Raw genomic sequence first — 14,719 nt, forward strand, 5'->3', positions numbered from 1 at the left:
GGCTCCTGACCTGGGCCGGCGGCGCGCGGCCGATCAGTTGCGCGGCAGGTAGCGGCCCCGCGGGGACCCGGTGACGGCGCCGTCGGCGAGGATCGGCTCGCCGCGCAGGAAGACGTCGGTCACCTTGGCCGTCATGTCGAAGCCCTCGAACGGGGTGTACCCCTGGGTCGACTCCGAGTCGGCGGCGCGCACCGTCCACTCAACCCGCGGGTCGACCAGCGCGACGTCGGCGTCGTAGCCCTCGGCGATGCGGCCCTTGCCGGTCAGGCCGTAGCGGCGGGCCGGGTTGTCCGCCACGAGCGCGGCGACGCGACCCAGCGACAGGCCGCGCCGGGTGCCCTCGGTGACGAGGCCGGGCAGCAGGTACTCGGTGCCGCCGAAGCCGGAGTGTCCCACGAAGACGTCGTCGCGGTCCCCGCCGAACTTGACCTCCTCGCGGCAGCAGGCGTGGTCGCTGACCACCCAGTCCACGTTCCCGGCCAGCACGTGCTCCCACAGGGCCTCGACGTCCTCGCGGGGCCGGATCGGCGGGTTCACCTTCGCGCCGTTGTCGGGGGCGGTGTCCACGTCGGTCAGCAGGTGGCCGATGGTGACCTCGCGGCGGAAGTCGACGTGCGGGAACGTCGACTTCATGAGCATCGCCGCCTCGAACGCCTTCGCCGAGGACAGGTGCAGCAGGTTGATCGTGGGCAGGCCCGTCTCGTGGGCCAGGTAGGAGGCGATGGTGACGGCCAGGCCCTCCGAGTGCGGCGGGCGGGCGTCGCTGTAGGCGCGCAGCCCGCGGTCGGTGCGCTCGCGCATGACCTGGTCGGTGTAGGCGCGCATGATCTCGGCGGTCTCGCAGTGCAGCGACAGCGAGATGCGGTCGGCCAGCTCCGGGAAGCGCCGGCGGGTGGCCTCGATGCCGCGCATGACGAACTCGAAGTGCGCGATGTTGTACGGCTCGTCGGGCGGGGTCATGAGGAACTTGGCCTGGTCGTCGGAGCTGCCGTGCAGGCCGTGCCCGCCGTAGAACATGAAGATCTTGAAGGAGGTGACGCCGTGGCGCTCGACGAGCAGCGGGATCTCGTCGATGTGCTGGCGCAGGATCGGCGCGACGTGGAAGCCGTAGTCGACGTGGGCGCGGCCCTGCACGGCGGCGAGCACGTCGGGGAACATGTCCTCGTACGGGCCGCTGCGGTTGAGGTAGTACTGGCCGGTGCGGAAGTACGTCAGGCCGGAGGTGACCCCGCCCTGGGCGCAGGCGCGGCTCTCGGTCTCGGCGTCCTCGCTGAGCGGGTTGTAGATGCCCCAGTGCTGGTGGGCGTCGACGACGCCGGGGAAGGCGAGCTTGCCACCGGCGTCGTGCACGACCCGGGCCTCCCCGGTGACGTCGCCGACGGCGGTGATCTTCCCGCCGTCCACGGCGATCGACGCGGCGACCGGCTCGTCGCGATCGGGCGAGACGACGAGTGCGTTGGTGATGATCAAGTCATGCGGCATCGTGGTGCACCTCTCGGCGGGCGTCGTAGCAGGGGGTCATCGGTCTGGGGCCGGTGACCGCCTCGACTTCATCGTCAAGACGGCCACCGGAGCTCATTCGCACCCAGCTCTCGCCGGCATCCACCGCGGACGCGGTCACGCCGCCACGCCCCGCTCACGCAGCGCGGCCAGCGTCTCCGGCTCCACGAGACCCTCCAGCACCTCGTCGGTGTCGGCGTACGGCGCACGGCCGGTGAACCGGATCGAGCCCGGCGTCTCCGACAGCTTGGCGACCACGTTGGACATGCGCACCGGCCCGAGGTCAGGGTCGTCCACGGTGGTGATCATGTCGGTGGCCACGACGTGCGGATCGTTGACGAGGTCGGCGACGTCGTAGATGGGCGCCACGGCGACGTCGGCGGCCTCGCACTGGGCGAGCACCTCGTCCCGGGTGCGCTCGGCGACCCAGGCGCCGACGTAGCCGTCGAGCAGCTCGACGCGCTTGGCCCGCTCGGCGCCGGAGGAGAACCAGGGCTCGTCCACGACCTCGGGGTGTCCGACCAGGGACAGCAGCCGGGCGGCGATGCTGTTGGCCGAGGTGGAGATGGCGACCCAGCGGTCGTCCTTGGTGCGGTACGTGTTGCGAGGGGCGTTGTTGGCCGAGCGGTTGCCGGTGCGCGCGGGCACGATGCCGAGCTGGTCGTAGGCGATCGGCTGCGGGCCGAGCACCTGCACCAGCGGCGCGAGGATGTTGAGGTCGACGACCTGGCCGCGCCCGCCACGCGCGTCGCGGTGGTAGAGGGCGGCGAGCACGACGCCGAAGCCGGTCGTGCCGGCGACCGCGTCGGCGAGGCCGAACGGCGGCAGGGTCGGCGGCCCGTCGGGCTCGCCGGTCATCGCCGCGAAGCCGCTCATCGCCTCGGCCAGCGTGCCGAACCCGGGGCGGCGGGAGTAGGGGCCGGTCTGGCCGAAGCCGGTGACCCGCACCAGGATCAGGCGGGGGTTGACCTCGCTGAGCACGTCCCAGCCGAGGCCCCAGCGCTCCAGCGTGCCGGGGCGGAAGTTCTCCACCAGCACGTCAGCGGTGGCGACGAGGTCGAGGAAGACGGCGCGTACGTCCGGATCGCCGAGATAGAGGCCCACCGTGCGCTTGTTGCGGCCGACCATCTTCCACCACAGCCCGTGGCCGTCCTTGCGATGGCCGTGCGTGCGCATGCTGTCGGGCTTGGCCGGGTGCTCGATCTTCACCACCTCGGCGCCGTAGTCCCCGAGCAGCTGGGCCAGCAGGGGGCCGGCGAGCACGGTGGACGCGTCGATCACGCGCAGACCGGTCAATGGGCCGTCGGTCATGTAAGCCTCCCCGAAGCTGTTCCGGTTTGGGGAACAGCGTTCCTGCAACGCACTCTAGGGGCGACGGCGGGCGGGGTCAATGCCTTGCGAATGCTGATTGACCTGCCGGAATCCAGGACGGTACCGTTCTGCGGAACAAAAGACCGATTATCGGTACACGCTGGGGGAGGTCGAACGGGTGGCCGACATCCTCGGCTCGCGCAGTCGATGAAGCGCCGGGCCGTAGAATCCCGGTGCACGACGCTTGACGTTCCCCTCGACGAGGAGCCGGCCCGCATGCCGAAGAGCGCCCCCGCCGAGCAACGCGCGCCGGCCAGCACGGTCGACCGCGCGCTGGACGTGCTGCTGCTGTTCAGCACCGTGCGCGCGGCCACGCTCGGGGTCAGCGAGATCGCCCAGGAACTCGGCATGTCCAAGCCGGCCGTGCACCGCGTGCTCACCACCCTGCGCAGCCGCAACCTCGTCGAGCTCGACGAGGAGTCCCGCCGCTACTCTCTCGGGCTGCTCGCGGTCAGCATGGGCGTGCGCTATCAACGAGGCCTGGTCGCCGCCGACGCCGCCATCCCGGCGCTGCGCCCGCTCAGCGACGAGTGCCAGGAGACCGCCACCCTGTCGGTGCGCTCGGGCGACCGGCGCTACTACGTCGAGCAGGTCACGCCGGACCGCCCGGTCGTGATGATGGTGCAGCTGGCGGTGCCATTCCCGCTGCACGCCGGCGCGTCGTCGAAGGCGATCCTGGCGTTCCTGCCAGAGGCCGAGCGCGACCGGTACCTCGCCGGCCGGCTCGATCCGGTCACCCCGCACACCCGTACCGACTCGCGCGGCCTGCGCCGCGAGCTGGAGACGATCCGCGAGCTGGGCTACGCCCGTTCGTCCTCGGAACGCCAGGCCGGCGCGGCCGCCGTCGCCGCGCCGATCCTCAAGGGCGGCGAGGTCGTCGCCGCGATGAGCGTCTGCGGCCCCGAGGCCCGCTTCGACGCCGACGCGCACGCCGAGCGCCTGCTGGCCACGGTCGCGCGCATCACCGCCGAGCTGGACGCGGCCGCATGACGGACACGACCGACGTCGGCGGCACCGCCGCGACCGTCGAGCGCGCCCTGGACGTGCTGATCTGCTTCGTGCGCAGCGAAGCGCCGGACCTGGGCGTGACCCAGCTGGCCGAGAAGCTGTCCCTGTCGAAGGCCGCCGTCCACCGCCTGCTGACCTCCCTGCGCGCCCGAGGCATGGTGGAGATCGACGAGACGACGCACCGCTACCGCCTCGGCCCGACGGCGCTGACGCTGAGCCACTCGTACCTCTCGCGCCTCGACGTGACCGCGCTGGCCGCGCCGGAGCTGCCGTGGCTGTGCCGCGCCACCGACGAGACGGTGACCCTCTCCCGCCGCGCCGGCCTGACCCGCTACTACGTCGAGCAGGCCCTGCCCGACCGCGACGTGGTCCGCCAGGTCACCGTCGGCGTGCCCTTCCCCTTGCACATCGGCGCCAGCTCCAAGGCCTTCCTGGCCCACCTGTCCCCCGCCGACATCGAAACGGTCCTGGCGGCCCCGCACGACAACCTCTCGCTCGACCCGGACGCGCTGCGCGCCGACCTGGCAGAGATCCGCGCGCGCGGCTGGGCACACTCCGAGAGCGAGCGCGATCTCGGCACCGCCTCGGTGGCCGCCCCGATCCTGGACTACCGGGGCGAGCCCCGCGCGGTGATGAGCGTCTGCGGCCCGGCAGACCGCTTCCGCCCGGAGCCCTGCGCCGCGGCGCTGCTCGAGGTCACTGCCCGCCTCTCGCGCCGGATGGGCCACGGCATCCTGGCCTGAGGCTCACACGCGGCCGCCGCTACGGTCCCTGGAGGTCGACGGCCACCTCGTGATGACTGACCCGCTCGTCCCAGCGGCTCAGCGCCTGCCGCGCAGTCTCCTCGACGACGGCGAGGTCCGGATCGTCCCCGGCGAACCCGCGCACGTCGTCCATGCTGCCGAAGTACGTGACCGAGGTGAACAACACCTCACCCCCGTCGGCGGACCGCAGCAGCCGGGCCCCGCGAAACCCCGGCACCCGCCCGAGATGCGAGGCAACCTCGGTCTCGTAGTGCCGCTGATAGTCATCCGCCGTCGCCGCCGGCGCCCACCCCCGCCACACCCGCGCGATCATCGCCGCCCCCGTCCGTAGGTGATCCCGGTGCGACACTAGCAACACATCCATCGATGGGACGGAACAAGAGTCCGAGCCGGCGTACGTCGCGTCGGACCACTCCTTCTACCAACTGCCGAAGTGAGATCACGGTGCACCTTGAGATTGACGGGCTGAACATCCACAGCGCCGCAGACGCGCACAAGGTACTCGCCGAAGCGTTCGACTTCGGCCCGTACTACGGACACAACCTGGACGCCCTCTTTCTCAGCACCGAGGTCGCCCGCCCGACAGAGGTGATCTGGCACCACGCCGGCGCAAGCCGGGCCGCAATCGGCGAGGAGGCATTCAACGGCCTGATCCGCGTCCTGCGCCGCGCCGAAGACGAAGACCGCACCAAGAACCCGCCCAAACCGATTCACGCTGACCCTGCACGACTGACAGAGCAAGCCGGCCCGCCAAACCACAGACACCCCGCGAAGAACAACCACCAAATCGCAAGAGCCGATGCCGACCCCCTGAGGGCGAGCGAAGCAAGCCCGAAAAGCCCCGAACGGGCCGCACCTCTTCGGACCAGCGCAAGCCAAGAGGGTTGGAGGGGGTTTGGGTGGAGCGAAGCTCCCCCGTTGGGGAGCGGACAGCAGCAGCGAATATGCTGTTGACGCTATATTGGAGGAGTACTGATCGACTGGTCGAGCGAGTTCGACAGGTGGCTGACCGAGCTCGAACGTCGAGCCGACGCTGCACACGGCTGGGCGCAGGAACAGCTCGACATCGTTGCTGCGCAGCTGGAGTACTTACAAGACCTCAAAGAGCCGCCGACGGACGACACCCCGACACTGCGGCGAGTCCGCCAGTCCGGCAGGTATCAGGTCTGGCGGCTGTCGCACCCGTTCCGGGATGGCATCGCGATCCGCCTGATCGTCTGGTTCCCGCCCGACGCCCCGCCGGTGATCGTGTTGTTCGGCAACGACAAGGCCCAGATGGGCGACGTGTTCTACAACAGTGTCGGCAGCCGCGCCGACCAGGTGATCGCGGCCTACCTCAGACAGACCGATGGAGGCGACGATGACTAACCAGCCCGCCCACTCCGAGCCCACCACGTTCGTCGGCACCGAAGCCACACAGGCACGCATCACCCGGCTTCGAGCGCGGCGTGGCGCCGCTGAGCGCGTCGATAGCATCCGCGCCGAGATGGCCGAAGCCGACCGCGTCTACGCCGAGAACCTCGCCGCGGTACGCAAGGCAGCAGACCTCACACAGGTCGAACTCGCCAAAGCCATGGGCGTGGCACAGTCTGAGATCAGCCGCATCGAGAGCCGGCCCGACATGCTGCTGTCCACACTCGCCAGCTACCTGGCCGCAGCCGGCGACCGCCCCCGCGTAGTCGTCACAATCGCCGGCCACGACGTCGAAATCGACCTCACCCCCTTGATCAGGCACTGAACAAGCGAGCCCAAAAAGCCCCGCACAAGCCGCAAGCATCCGACAACCACAAGCCGCGGCGGCCGGAGGGGACGCGGGTGAGCGAAGCTCTCGACCGAGCGAAGCAAAGCGAGCCCAAAAAGCCCCGCACAAGCCGCAAGCATCCGACAACCACAAGCCGCGGCGGCCGGAGGGGACGCGGGTGAGCGAAGCTCTCGACCGAGCGAAGCAAAGCGAGCCCGAAAAGCCCCGCACAAGCCGCAAGCATCCGACAACCACAAGCCGCGGCGGCCGGCGGGGACGTGGGTGAGCGAAGCTCTCGACCGAGCGAAGCAAAGCGAGCCCGAAAAGCCCCGCACAAGCCGCAAGCATCCGACAACCACAAGCCGCGGCGGCCGGAGGGGACGCGGGTGAGCGAAGCTCTCGACCGAGCGAAGCAAAGCGAGCCCAAAAAGCCCCGCACAAGCCGCAAGCATCCGACAACCACAAGCCGCAGGGGCCGGCGGGGACGTGGGTGAGCGAAGCTCTCGACCGAGCGAAGCAAAGCGAGCCCGAAAAGCCCCGCACAAGCCGCAAGCATCCGACAACCACAAGCCGCGGCGGCCGGAGGGGGTTTGGGTGGAGCGAAGCTCCCCCATTGGGGAGCGAGCGAAGCGAGCGCGAAAAACCCACCCATCGCAACGCGAAAAAGGCGCACCCGCCTTTGAGCAGGGTGCGCCTCCGATGGGTGGAGCCGAGGGGACTCGAACCCCTGACCCCCACACTGCCAGTGTGGTGCGCTACCAGCTGCGCCACGGCCCCATCTGGTGTTTCACCCGCTCTCGCGGGCACTCAGGAATAGTACACACACTGGCGGAGAGGGGCGAACGGGTACCCCCCTCAGTTCTGCGTCGGGTCCGCCGGATAGTGCGCCACGGCCGCCATCAGCCCGCCCTGGCGGCGTAAGACCATCTGCCACAGGTCGTCCGGGCGGGGGGCGAAGGCGTCGCTCGGCAGGGCGTCGAAGACGAACCACGAGCCGCCCTCGATCTCGCGCTCCAGCTGGCCCGGGGACCAGCCCGCGTAGCCGGCGAAGACGCGCACGCCCAGGACGCCCGCAACCAGGAGGTCCGGGTCGCCCGAGAGGTCGACCGTGCCCACGGCGCCGGAGACGCGGTTGAAGCCGGCGAGGTCCTCCACGCCGGGGCGGGTGCGGGCCAGGCAGATGGCGGCCTCCGGCTGCACCGGGCCGCCCTCGAAGACCACGGGTGGCTCCCCCGCGAGCGCGCCCCAACCGCCGAGGACGTCGGCCACCTGGACCTCGGTCGCACGGTTGAGCACGACGCCCAGCGCGCCGCCCTCCTCGTGCGCGACCACCAGGACGACGGTCCGCTCGAAGTTGGGGTCGCGGAGCGCGGGCGTCGCCACCAGCAAGCGCCCGGTCAACGACTCCATCGCCCTCCCTCGCCGCTGTCTGGACGTGCCTCGGCCGGTGCCCGAAGAGCCGGGGCGCGGTGAGCCGCGGCCCGTTGGGGGCTGACCGGACGAGTGTCCTTCCATCCCACCGAGATCCCCGTGCATGGACATCAGCCCCACCAGCAAACATGACCGACCGGGCGGCCGATGATCGGGCGCGCCGGGTGGATCTTCGCGAGGCGGGGTGCGAGGGTCATGTCTCGCACCATAGCCTGACCCGCGCGTCCCGGTTAGGGTCTGTTCCGTGACCTCACTCGCGGACGTTGCGGTGATCGGCGGTTCGGGGCTCTACGCACTGCTCGACGACGCCGAGGAACACGTGGTCGACACGCCGTATGGCCCACCGTCGGACCCGATCACGGTGGCCACCGTCGGCGGGCGGCGCACCGCGTTCCTTCCGCGGCACGGGCGCGATCACCGGTTCCCGCCGCACCGGATCCCATACCGGGCGAACCTGTGGGCGCTGAAGGAGATCGGCGTGGCCCAGGTGCTGGCGCCGTGCGCGGTGGGCGGCCTTCGCCCCGAGCTCGGGCCGGGCACGTTCGTGGTGCCGGACCAGCTGATCGACCGGACGTCGGGGCGCGTCCAGACGTACTACGACGAGGGCGCCGTCCACGTGAACTTCGCCGACCCGTACTGCGCGGTGGGCCGGGACGTGGTCACGAAGGTGGCCGCCGAGCACGGCATCGAGGCCGGCGACGGCACGATGGTGGTGGTCGAGGGGCCGCGCTTCTCGACCCGGGCCGAGTCGCGGTGGTTCACGGCGATCGGCGGCGCGGTGGTGAACATGACCGGGCACCCGGAGGCCGTCCTGGCCCGTGAGCTGGCCCTCTGCTACACCTCGATCGCGCTGGTCACCGACCTCGACGCCGGCGTGGAGGGCGACCACGGCGTCACCCAGGAGGAGGTCTTCCGGGTGTTCGGCGAGAACACCGCCCGCCTGCGCCGGGTGCTGCTCGACGTCATCCCGCGCCTGCCGGGGCGGCCCGATGACCCATGTCAGCACGCGTTGGACGGTCTGCGGTAGGCAGCCGCACCACGAAGCGGCAGCCGGCACCCACGTTGTCCGCGGCGACGGTGCCGTGGTGGGCCTCGACCAGGCCACGCACGATGGCCAGGCCCAGTCCCCCTCCGGCGTTTTTCGCGGGTGTACGCGCCGTGCCCCCACGAAACGCCACGTCGAAGACCCGGGGCAGGTCGGCCTCCGGGATGCCGCCGCAGGTGTCGCTGACCGCGAGCCAGCCGCCGGTGTCGTCCTGGCCGCCCGTGACCGTGACCGTGCCGTCCGGCGGGGTGTAGCGGATGGCGTTACGGATGAGGTTGTCCACGACCCGCGAGAGCTCGGGCACCGAGCCGCGCACGACCGGCCAGCCCGAGGACGGCTCGGCCACGATGCTGATGTTCCCGGCGGCGGCGAGGGGCGAGGCCGAGGCGATGGCGTCGGAGACCACGTCGCCCAGGGGCACGTCGGCCAGCGACAGCCGCAGCGCCCCGGCGCTGATCCGGGACAGCTCGAAGAGGTCGTCGACGAGCGCGGCCATGCGGTCGGTCTCGGCACTGATCCGGCGGTGGTAGTCGGCCACGGTCTCCGGGTCGGAGACGACCCCGTCGTCGAGGGCCTCGGCCATGGCCCGCAGGCCGGCCAGCGGGGTACGCAGGTCGTGCGAGACCCAGGCGACCAGCTCCCGGCGCCGGGCCTCGGCCTCCCGCTCCCGCTCGCGGGCCTCGGCCTGCCACATGCTCGCCCGGGCCAGCCGCCGGCCCGACCACAGCCCGACCGCGAGCGACACCGTGGCCGCCGTGCCGACCACGATGAGCAGGACGTGCAGGTCGTGGTCGGAGATGAACATGCGCATGGCGGCGCCCAGGATGCCGGCGAGCACGCTGAGCACGGTGACCAGCAGGAGCACCGCGATGTGGGCGGTGACGGACCGGCCGCGCAGCGCGCGCAGGGCGACCAGGCCGGCCACGGCGACGGCCAGCGCCCCGCCGAGGGCCATCAGGAAGGTGTGCAGGTCGTCACGCATATTCGTACCGGTACCCCACGCCCCAGACGGTCAGGATGCGCTTGGGCTCGGCCGGGTCGTCCTCGACCTTCTCCCGCAGCCGTCGCATGTGGACGGTGACGGTGGACTGGTCGCCGAAGGTCCAGCCCCACACCTGCTCCAGCAGCTCGGCCCGGCGCAGGACCCGGCCCGGGTTGCGCATGAGGAACACCAGCAGGTCGAACTCGCGCACGGTGAGGGCCAGCTCGGCGCCGCGCAGGGTGGCGATGCGCCGGGCCACGTCGATGCGCAGGTCGCCGTCGATCAGCTCGCCGGCCTGGGGCGGCGGGGGCGCGGCGCGGCGCAGCACCGACTGGACCCGCAGCACCAGCTCCCGGGGCGAGAACGGCTTGGTGACGTAGTCGTCGGCGCCGATCTCCAGGCCCAGCACCCGGTCGGACTCCTCGCCCAGCGCCGTGAGCATGATGATGGGCAGCCCCGGGTCCTGGGCCCGCAGCCGGCGGCAGACCTCCAGCCCGTCGATGCCGGGCAGCATGAGGTCGAGCACCACGAGGTCGGGCCGCTCGGCCCGGTAGGCGTCCAGGGCGGCCCGGCCGTCGCCGGCGAGGCGCACGGCGAAGTCCTCCCGCTCCAGGTACCGCCGGACGACGTCGCTCACGGTCGGGTCGTCGTCCACGACGAGCACGCGCTGCCCCATCGTTCGAGCGTAGAGCGCGAGGAACCGAGCACCATGCGCGCGAGCGGGCCGTAAGCGAACCGTCAGGTCTCGCCGCCGATGTCCGTCTCGTAGGCCTCGTACAGCAGATCCGCGCCCTTCTGCCGGTACTGCCACACCTCCTGGATGAGGCGATCGGCCTCCCAGCGCAGGTCCTCGCCCGCCCCCGGGTCGCGCAGCCGGTCCTCGAACTCGTCCAGCGCGGTCCACACCGACCGGTGATGGCCGACGAGGTCGTCGAGGTCGTGGGCCAGCCGAGGCGCGTCGTCGAGCACCTTGGCGTAGAGCCCGGAGTCATGTTCGGCGAACGCCGCCTTGAGCTGCGCCACCGCGCGGCTCATCGCGGGCCGCCACGCCGGGTCGCCGACCGGCGTCTGGATAGCGTGTTCCATGCGTTGAATGCCGCCGAGCAATTCCATGCCGCACCTCCCGCCCACTCCATGATGTGACGCGAGACACACTCAAGGCAAGATCAGAGGGTCGGTATCTCTTCGCCGCCCGCTGCCGCCCCCTCGGTCATCCGCCTCAGCCAGGCGTTCACGACGGCCAGCTGGTCCGGGGTGAAGCCCTGACTGAGGCGCCCCTCGACGGCCTGGACGATCGGCAGCGTCTCGCCCAGACGGGCCCGGCCGGCCTCGGTCAGGAAGATCTGCTGGGAGCGCCGGTCGGTCGGGTGCGGGCGCCGCTCGACCAGGCCGGCCCGCTCCAGCCCGCCGAGCATCTCGTTGGCCGACTGCCGGGCGGTGGAGACCCTGCGGGCCACGTCGGCGACGGACATGCCCGGGTCCTCGTCGAGCATCAGCAGCGACGCGAACTGGGCCACCGACAGGTCGTGCTGGACCAGCGCCTCGGCCACGTGCCCGCGCAGGGCCAGCCAGGCATGGCGGACGAGGAACGTCGAGCAGGCGTCTTCGGTCGTCACCCGACCATTGTGCGCGCGTGCACTATTGACAGGGACCTGACGATTTTGCGAGTGTGACGACATGGCCGTCAGGGACCTGTCAATCAGTCTACCGAACCAGCGCCGGGTGCTGTCGGTGCTGGTGTTCGCCGCGGTACTCATCTGGATCGACACGACCATCCTCGGCATCGCGCTGGAGCGCATCGCCGACCCGCGCGCCGGCCTCGGCGCCACGCCGGGCCAGCTGCAGTGGGCCGTCGGCTCGTACGCGCTGCTCTTCGCCACCGCGCTCTTCGCCGCCGGCGCGCTCGGCGACCGCTACGGCCACCGCACGATCCTCGTGCTGGGCCTGCTCTGCTTCGGCGCCGCCTCGGTGTGGGCGGCCTGGGCCGGCGACGCCACCGGCCTCATCCTGGCCCGCGGCCTGATGGGCCTGGGCGGCGCGATGATGATGCCGACCTCGATGGCGATCATCGGCGCCACGTTCCCGCCCGAGCGGCGGGCCGGGGCGATCGCCGCCTGGTCGGCCTCCAGCGGCGTCGGCGTCGCGCTGGGCCCGCTGCTCGGCGGGGTGCTCGTGGACCACTTCTGGTGGGGCTCGGTGTTCCTGGTGAACCTCCCCGTCGTGGCGCTGGCGCTGATCGGCGTCGCGGTGGCGGTACCGAATCCGAAGCTCGCGCAGCGTCGGCGCCCCGACCCGATCGGGCTCCTGCTGTCCACCGCCGGCCTGGCCGCGCTCGCCTACGGGCTGATCGAGGCCGGCCAGGACACCGACTGGGCACGCCCACAGGTGTGGATCCCCGTGCTGGCCGGCCTGGCGCTGCTCGCCGCGTTCGCCGTCTTCGAGTGGCGCTCCCCCGAGCCGTCGTTCGACCCACGGCTGTTCCGCAACGGGCGGTTCAGCGCCGGCAACCTCGCGCTGGCCGCGCTGTTCTTCGGCATCACCGGGCAGATGTTCTACGGCAACTTCTACCTGCAGGGCGCCCGCGGGATGAGCGCCCTGGACACCGGCCTGGCCTTCCTGCCCGGCGCGCTCGGGGTGGCGGTCGGATCCCCGCTCGGCGCCCGGCTGGCCAGGCGCTTCGGCGTCGGGCCGGTCAGCGGGGGCGGCCTGCTCGTCGTCGCCGCGGCGTTCCTGGCCAACCTGCTCTTCGACGTGGATACGCCGCTGTTCTGGTTCTGCGCGGTGGGCTTCGTCAGCGGTACGGCCATGGGCCTGACCATCGCCCCGACCGTCGCCGCCGTCATCGCGGTGCTGCCGCTGGACCGCATGGGCGCCGGGTCGGCGGTCAACAACACCGTCCGGCAGGTCGGCAGCGTGCTCGGCATCGCGCTGCTCGGGACGGTGCTCGCCGCGACGTACCGGGACCGGATCGAGCCCGCGCTGGCCGGCCTGCCCGCCGCCGCCCGGGACGCGGCCGCGCCGTCGGCCGAGCACACCCGGGCCGTCGCGGACGCGCTGCACCGGCCCGACCTCGCCGAGTCGGCCAACACCGCGTTCATCGCGGCCATGCACGTCACCGCGGCGTCCGCGGCGGTCGTCGCCTTCCTGGGAGCGGTACTACTGGTGCTCGCCTTCCGCGCCCGCCGCGCCCCGGCGCCGTCGACCCGGCAGGAGCCGGCGCTGGCCGCGCAGCGGTGAACGGATCGGCCGCCGGCTACCCGTCCTCCTCAGGACGCGGGCCGGCGCCCGCTCAGGCCGACCCGGGCGTCGGCGGCCGGTCGTGCAGGATCCGCTGGTAGAGCACGGCCTCCTGCCACTGCCCGTTGAGGTAGAGGTAGTTGCGGGCCCGGCCGAAGCGCTCGAAGCCGTTCTTGTCCAGCACCCGCTGCGAGGCGATGTTGTCCGGCAGCGTGCTGGCCTCCACCCGGTGCAGGCCGAGCTCGGCCTCGGCGACCGCGCAGGCCGCGCCGACGGCCGCGGACATCACGCCCCGGCCCTCCTCGGCCGCGTCGATCCAGTAGCCGATGCTCGCGTTGCAGAACGGGCCGCGCACGATCGAGCTCAGCGACACCATGCCCAGGATCGCCTCGCCGCGGACGATGACGCAGGTCCACGCCTCGCCCGCGGCGTTGCGGCGCACCGCGGTGTCCACCCGCCCGCGCTGCCCCTCGGGGGTCCAGTACGACTCCGGCTGAACCGGCGACGACCGGCGGAAACGCTCGCGGTTGCGCAGGCTCACCTCGCGCAGCGCCACGTCGTCGCCCGGCTCGATCGGGCGCAGCAGTGCCCCGGCGGGCAGCTCGGCGGGTCTCATCCCCGGCCCATCAACCTCTCCACGTCGGCCAGCTCGGCGGGCGTCAGCGGGCCGTGGTCCAGCGCGCCGGCGTTCTCCTCGACCTGCGCGACGGTCCGGCAGCCCGGGATCGGCACCGTCCGGGCATCGTACGCCCACAGCCAGGCCAGCGCGCCCTGCGCCAGCGTGCGCCCGCCCGAGGTCAGCACCTGGCGGATGCCGTCGATGCGGGCCAGGAACTCGGGCGTGGGGCGGCCGTCGGTGAAGTACGTCATCCACTCCGGACTGAGCCCGCGCACGTCATCGCGCGGCAGCTCCGACCCCGCCGTGTAGCGGCCGCCGAGCAGCCCCATGGCCAGCGGGCCGCGGACGATCACGGCCAGGTCGTGGCGCTCGGCGACGGGCAGCACCGCGTAGGAGCCCCGCAGCACCGACATGTCGGCCTGGATCGCGGCGCAGTGCACGCCGGCGGAGGCGAACGCGTCGGCCCGCTCGGGGAAGTCGGTGCTCCAGCCGTACGCCCGGATGTGCCCCTGCTCGATCAGCTCCTCCAGCACCGGCACGAGGTCCAGCGCCTGCGGGATCGGCAGGCCGTTGATGTGCAGCTGGTACAGGTCGATGCGGTCGGTGCCGAGCCGGCGCAGCGACTCGTGCACGGCCCGGCGCAGGCCCTCCGGGCTGCCGTCGTCCGGCCCGACCTGGCGGGTCACCTCGTCGAAGGTGCCGCCGAACTTGGTGGCGATCACCGCCTCGTCGCGGCGGCCCTCCAGCGCGCGGGCGAGGACCCGCTCGCTGTGCCCGGCCCCGTAGACGTTGGCGGTGTCGAAGAACGTGACACCGAGGTCGAGCGCGCGGCGGATGGCCCGGATCGACTCGTCGTCGTCCACCTCGCCCCAGCCGAGCGGCTGCTCGCCCGCCCAGAAGGGGCCGCCGATCGCCCAGCAGCCCACGCCGAGCGCGCTGACCTCGATGCCACTGCGTCCCAGGAATCGCGTCTTCGTCATGGCCCTCACGCTGCCACCTGGAGCGCGCTCCAGGTCAACAG

Annotated in this window: 17 protein-coding genes and 1 tRNA gene; 7 read left to right on the forward strand and 11 right to left on the reverse strand. The window is 72.0% G+C overall.

Annotated features, from left to right (window positions below; all coding sequences use genetic code 11):
• Positions 1–33: 33 nt before the first annotated feature.
• Positions 34–1,482, reverse strand: a complete 1,449-nt coding sequence (locus ABD352_RS48730) for a dihydroorotase (RefSeq protein ID WP_344619476.1) — start codon at positions 1,480–1,482, stop codon at positions 34–36.
• Between the two features lie 135 nt (positions 1,483–1,617).
• A complete protein-coding gene (locus ABD352_RS48735; protein WP_344619477.1) occupies positions 1,618–2,811 on the reverse strand; it encodes a CaiB/BaiF CoA transferase family protein in 1,194 nt (397 codons plus the stop codon).
• 276 nt (positions 2,812–3,087) lie between these two features.
• On the opposite strand from ABD352_RS48735, the gene ABD352_RS48740 reads away from it, so the two are divergent.
• Positions 3,088–3,861, forward strand: a complete 774-nt coding sequence (locus ABD352_RS48740; protein ID WP_344619478.1) for an IclR family transcriptional regulator — start codon at positions 3,088–3,090, stop codon at positions 3,859–3,861.
• Positions 3,858–4,622, forward strand: coding sequence for an IclR family transcriptional regulator (locus tag ABD352_RS48745; RefSeq protein ID WP_344619479.1), 765 nt, complete (start codon positions 3,858–3,860; stop codon positions 4,620–4,622). Before ABD352_RS48740 ends, ABD352_RS48745 begins: the two co-directional genes overlap by 4 nt.
• Positions 4,623–4,641: 19 nt before the next feature.
• Here the strand turns inward: ABD352_RS48745 and ABD352_RS48750 are convergent, their stop codons facing one another.
• Positions 4,642–5,007 (reverse strand): antibiotic biosynthesis monooxygenase family protein, encoded by a 366-nt coding sequence (locus ABD352_RS48750; protein WP_344619480.1) that lies wholly within the window; start codon positions 5,005–5,007, stop codon positions 4,642–4,644.
• Positions 5,008–5,087: 80 nt separating this feature from the next.
• On the opposite strand from ABD352_RS48750, the gene ABD352_RS48755 reads away from it, so the two are divergent.
• From ABD352_RS48755 to ABD352_RS48765, 3 genes are all read left to right on the forward strand, one after another.
• Positions 5,088–5,597 carry a barstar family protein gene (locus tag ABD352_RS48755; protein ID WP_344619481.1) on the forward strand — a complete coding sequence of 170 codons (510 nt, stop codon included), beginning with the start codon at positions 5,088–5,090 and terminating at the stop codon, positions 5,595–5,597.
• Between the two features lie 288 nt (positions 5,598–5,885).
• Positions 5,886–6,011, forward strand: a complete 126-nt coding sequence (locus ABD352_RS48760) for a hypothetical protein (protein WP_344619482.1) — start codon at positions 5,886–5,888, stop codon at positions 6,009–6,011.
• Positions 6,004–6,381, forward strand: coding sequence for a helix-turn-helix domain-containing protein (locus ABD352_RS48765; protein ID WP_344619483.1), 378 nt, complete (start codon positions 6,004–6,006; stop codon positions 6,379–6,381). Before ABD352_RS48760 ends, ABD352_RS48765 begins: the two co-directional genes overlap by 8 nt.
• 707 nt (positions 6,382–7,088) lie before the next feature.
• On the opposite strand, the gene ABD352_RS48770 is transcribed toward ABD352_RS48765, so the two are convergent.
• Both ABD352_RS48770 and ABD352_RS48775 read right to left on the reverse strand, forming a co-directional pair.
• Positions 7,089–7,161 (reverse strand) — tRNA-Ala (locus ABD352_RS48770).
• Positions 7,162–7,239: 78 nt separating this feature from the next.
• A complete protein-coding gene (locus tag ABD352_RS48775; RefSeq protein WP_344619484.1) occupies positions 7,240–7,794 on the reverse strand; it encodes a YqgE/AlgH family protein in 555 nt (184 codons plus the stop codon).
• A 289-nt stretch (positions 7,795–8,083) separates the two neighbouring features.
• Between ABD352_RS48775 and ABD352_RS48780 the strand changes: the two genes are divergently transcribed.
• The gene (locus ABD352_RS48780; protein ID WP_425553954.1) at positions 8,084–8,842 is read left to right on the forward strand and encodes an S-methyl-5'-thioadenosine phosphorylase; all 759 of its coding nucleotides are present in this window, start codon (positions 8,084–8,086) and stop codon (positions 8,840–8,842) included.
• Here the strand turns inward: ABD352_RS48780 and ABD352_RS48785 are convergent.
• The 4 genes from ABD352_RS48785 to ABD352_RS48800 form a co-directional block, all read right to left on the reverse strand.
• On the reverse strand, positions 8,778–9,842 hold the full coding sequence (locus ABD352_RS48785) for a sensor histidine kinase (RefSeq protein WP_344619486.1): 1,065 nt from the start codon (positions 9,840–9,842) through the stop codon (positions 8,778–8,780). The genes ABD352_RS48780 and ABD352_RS48785 overlap by 65 nt on opposite strands.
• Positions 9,835–10,518 (reverse strand): response regulator transcription factor, encoded by a 684-nt coding sequence (locus ABD352_RS48790; RefSeq protein WP_344619487.1) that lies wholly within the window; start codon positions 10,516–10,518, stop codon positions 9,835–9,837. The genes ABD352_RS48785 and ABD352_RS48790 overlap by 8 nt, the downstream gene beginning before the upstream one ends.
• A gap of 62 nt (positions 10,519–10,580) precedes the next feature.
• Complete coding sequence (locus ABD352_RS48795) at positions 10,581–10,928, reverse strand: hypothetical protein (protein ID WP_344619488.1); 348 nt, start codon at positions 10,926–10,928, stop codon at positions 10,581–10,583.
• 80 nt (positions 10,929–11,008) lie between these two features.
• Complete coding sequence (locus ABD352_RS48800) at positions 11,009–11,458, reverse strand: MarR family winged helix-turn-helix transcriptional regulator (protein ID WP_344619489.1); 450 nt, start codon at positions 11,456–11,458, stop codon at positions 11,009–11,011.
• 61 nt (positions 11,459–11,519) lie between these two features.
• Between ABD352_RS48800 and ABD352_RS48805 the strand changes: the two genes are divergently transcribed.
• Positions 11,520–13,079 carry an MFS transporter gene (locus tag ABD352_RS48805; protein ID WP_344619490.1) on the forward strand — a complete coding sequence of 520 codons (1,560 nt, stop codon included), beginning with the start codon at positions 11,520–11,522 and terminating at the stop codon, positions 13,077–13,079.
• Between the two features lie 52 nt (positions 13,080–13,131).
• Here the strand turns inward: ABD352_RS48805 and ABD352_RS48810 are convergent, their stop codons facing one another.
• Both ABD352_RS48810 and ABD352_RS48815 read right to left on the reverse strand, forming a co-directional pair.
• Positions 13,132–13,695 carry a GNAT family N-acetyltransferase gene (locus ABD352_RS48810; protein WP_344619491.1) on the reverse strand — a complete coding sequence of 188 codons (564 nt, stop codon included), beginning with the start codon at positions 13,693–13,695 and terminating at the stop codon, positions 13,132–13,134.
• Complete coding sequence (locus tag ABD352_RS48815) at positions 13,692–14,678, reverse strand: aldo/keto reductase (protein ID WP_344619492.1); 987 nt, start codon at positions 14,676–14,678, stop codon at positions 13,692–13,694. Before ABD352_RS48815 ends, ABD352_RS48810 begins: the two co-directional genes overlap by 4 nt.
• Positions 14,679–14,719: the final 41 nt, after the last annotated feature.

The organism is Dactylosporangium salmoneum (assembly GCF_039532525.1).
Lineage (GTDB): Bacteria > Actinomycetota > Actinomycetes > Mycobacteriales > Micromonosporaceae > Dactylosporangium > Dactylosporangium salmoneum.